This window comes from Blautia sp. MSK17_66 (assembly GCF_020538025.1).
Taxonomy (GTDB): domain Bacteria; phylum Bacillota; class Clostridia; order Lachnospirales; family Lachnospiraceae; genus Blautia_A.
In genome coordinates, this window is the sequence record NZ_JAJBNQ010000062.1 from 1 (window position 1) to 1,834 (window position 1,834).

At 36.9% G+C, this 1,834-nt stretch carries 2 protein-coding genes; both read left to right on the top strand.

Translation table 11 applies throughout. The features are described 5' to 3' along the window. Positions 1–654 precede the first annotated feature (654 nt). Positions 655–870, top strand: coding sequence for a hypothetical protein (locus LIR34_RS17425; protein WP_044304632.1), 216 nt, complete (start codon positions 655–657; stop codon positions 868–870). Between the two features lie 747 nt (positions 871–1,617). Continuing rightward, positions 1,618–1,791, top strand: a complete 174-nt coding sequence (locus tag LIR34_RS17430; RefSeq protein ID WP_022619478.1) for a hypothetical protein — start codon at positions 1,618–1,620, stop codon at positions 1,789–1,791. The last annotated feature ends 43 nt before the right edge of the window (positions 1,792–1,834 follow it).

Here is a 1,834-nt window from a genome sequence, read left to right on the forward strand (position 1 = left end):
CATAGGTTGGAAGTGCTGCATAATACATTGCTTAATACAAACAAGTAGTCTCTCTCCATTCATATTTCGGTTATTTTCTATTATAGTTGTTGTCATTGTATGTCAGCACTGTAAAAATCCATCTGTTGAAGAAGGATTTCGCGGTTTTTATAAACAAAACTTTTGATACGAAATCGATCAATCACCCCAGCTGCGTATTCGGAAATTCGGAAAAAAGTAGAGCAACGCGAGTTGCATTTTTTACACCATACTGCATTATTAATTTCGAGAGGCGATTAAGGCTACTTTCACTAGTATGTTTCTAAACAATCAATTTGTCATTAAATGCCTTATAAAACAGCTATAGATTGCATAGAAGAGCTAGCTACTCAATGCTTTTTGTCAAAGCTTACTGATGATGATGTGTCTACCTTCAGGCGGGCCTGTAGTAGGGAAAATGACATTATAAAGCTGGCACTTAAGGTTCCGCAGACTGTAGACTATACAAGCATACTCCGTCTATTGTACGATACACTTCCGCTCAAGTTCTTGTCCTTTAATGAGGCATTACCACTCTTTTGTTACTCCATTGATCCAGCTCAGCAAAGGCAGTGTGATCTACGATTCTATCTTCGCGATGTAGTAAAACTAGCTAAACCGAGAAAGAGATTAGAAATGCAAAAGGCACTTTCTCAGTGGCTGCCATCATTATTGTCCAATGTCACGCTGCAGCTTCTCAATGACATTCGAACACGCTTTGAAGAGATTCAGCCTGATATTCGACAAACTGTTTTACAGAATTACGGTCGTACTGGTTACCCATCATTGGATTTCGAACATCCGAATTTGGGAGTTTTACCTGAAACGGATAGTATATTTGAATCTGTATAATAACATATAGTCTAACACTTTACGGAAAACAAATGCATGTGTCCAGTGTCCGAAGAAGCTATTGCATCTAAGGTGTAGGTAATCTTACACGTCGCATCCCCGGTTCATTTTTCGCGCTTCCATCTTGCACTTCAATAGCGTTTTTTGCAAAAAGACATCTGTACTCACTTTTTGTGTTGCGAAAATACAACGCAAGAGCGCTGTATTTGTAAAAAAGCATCTGTACTTTTTTTTTTTTTCCCATAAATACAGTGCGAGAGCGCTCTTTTTTGCAGAAAGCACTTTAGGTCACTTTTTTTTATCTTTATGCGCTCTACAATGCATTTTTTTAGTTCCTTTTTTTGCACCATAGGTCCGTTTATGTTTGGGGAAGGCCATTTTAATGTCTATTTTCACCTTTTTAAAAAAAGCCTAAATCCGCTTCTCGTGTTTGCTGATCATAAGCGAAGCTACGAATGCATTTTTTCAAGGTAAACGCATCCTGGATTTAGTTTAAGTCGATGCAGATTGTGCGTACTTTATAAACAGAAAGTGGAAGCATTGAAAATTCTTGATTAGTCGGAAAACTATGAATGATTCTTCTATTTATTCATATATGTGATATATGGGTAATGTTTACATTTTCTGTATTGTTTTGGATATATAGTCTCAATAATTCTCATTATTTTTTTTTATAAAGTAGCTTTTGGAGATAAACATAAAATTTAGAAGTCGAGTTTAGGTGCAAGTTCAAGGAGCGAAAGGTCAATGAGTAGGTTATATAGGGATATAGAAGATATAGAACATAGCAAAGAGCTGCTTTTGAGCAATGTTTGTGGAAGCGGTATTCGCAATATTTTAGTAGCTCGTTACAGTCCGGTGCGTTTTTGGTTTTTTGAAAGTGCGTCTTCAGAGCGCTTTTGGTTTTCAAAAGCGCTCTGAAGTTCCTATACTTTCTAGAGAATAGGAACTTCGGAATAGGAAC

Bases quoted from the DNA above. Each gene is read 5' to 3' on its own strand.
- LIR34_RS17430 (WP_022619478.1), top strand. From the start codon at position 1,618: ATGAGTAGGTTATATAGGGATATAGAAGATATAGAACATAGCAAAGAG.
- LIR34_RS17425 (WP_044304632.1), top strand. From the start codon at position 655: ATGCAAAAGGCACTTTCTCAGTGGCTGCCATCATTATTGTCCAATGTC.